We start from the raw sequence: 412 nt of genomic DNA, 5'->3' as shown, positions 1-412 counted from the left end.
ATCGTGCACGACGCGGTCGCCAAGATCGACGGCGTCGCGAGCGAGAGCACCGGCGTCGAGCCATCCCGACGGGTCGTCGTCGTCAAGGCGTGACGGTGTTCTGAAGTCGGTGGTGTTCTGAAGTCGGCGGACCTCACTGCGAACTGCTCCCCGGAAGTTGGACTGTGAATACAGTCTCGACTCCCGGGGAGCCGTTGTATCAGGGGCTGCCCCGGTGGGTGCTCGGTGAACCCCGAACAGAGCCCGCAAGGGTGCTATCGCACCGCGGAGCGAACGATCTCACTGATGCGTGCTTCGGTGGTCTCGTCGAGGTCGTCGAGATACCACGCTGCCGGCGAAAGAAGGCCATCTGGGCCACCGGCCGGCTCGAATGCCGCTTTTTCTGTGACGCTCAGATTCATCAGTTCGTCGT

1 protein-coding gene is annotated in these 412 nt (G+C 63.1%); it reads left to right on the top strand.

Going from position 1 to position 412, the window contains the following annotated elements; genetic code table 11:
* Positions 1-93: R3H domain-containing nucleic acid-binding protein (locus tag J1M64_RS18485; RefSeq protein WP_307872485.1), on the top strand; the 93-nt coding region annotated here is incomplete at its 5' end.
* Positions 94-412 lie beyond the last annotated feature (319 nt).

The organism is Dietzia sp. KRD202 (assembly GCF_017168155.1).
Classification (GTDB): domain Bacteria; phylum Actinomycetota; class Actinomycetes; order Mycobacteriales; family Mycobacteriaceae; genus Dietzia; species Dietzia kunjamensis.
The sequence above is the reverse complement of the archived record's forward strand: the minus strand, read 5'-3'. Positions and strand labels throughout refer to the sequence as shown.